At 46.1% G+C, this 380-nt stretch carries 1 protein-coding gene; it reads right to left on the minus strand.

Features of this window, described 5'->3' with window-relative positions; genetic code table 11:
• Nucleotides 1-198: 198 nt before the first annotated feature.
• The coding region (locus BTA35_RS18625; RefSeq protein WP_238377653.1) for a hypothetical protein at nt 199-380 on the minus strand (182 nt) is incomplete at its 5' end.

Genomic DNA, 380 nt, shown 5'->3' on the forward strand with positions numbered 1-380 from the left:
GTTCAGGGATTGTAGCCATAAACGCGAGCCAGGATGCGCACTCATCAGCGCGCTTGAGGCAGGAGAGATCAGTCAAGAGCGCTTTGAAAGCTATCATCGTATCATTGACTCTCTTGATGAGCTTTAAGTTTCATCTCCCTAAAAAACAAAGCACCACTCAAACGAGTGGTGCTTTGTGAGACTTAGGCCTAAAACCGTTTACCTGACCTCAGGTGGTGGTACATAAGGCGACTCAGGCTTAGATAAAATAGACTCCAACGAGTTAAAAACCTCGTTAGGTTTTACATCTGCTTTTGGTGCGATCGAATTACGCCCTTCGTTTAAATCACCCGCTGTACTTTCTGCTCGTTTACGCTCGGCAGGTTTAGGGTTATCAGTAC

This window comes from Oceanospirillum linum, assembly GCF_001995095.2.
Lineage (GTDB): Bacteria > Pseudomonadota > Gammaproteobacteria > Pseudomonadales > Halomonadaceae > Oceanospirillum > Oceanospirillum linum.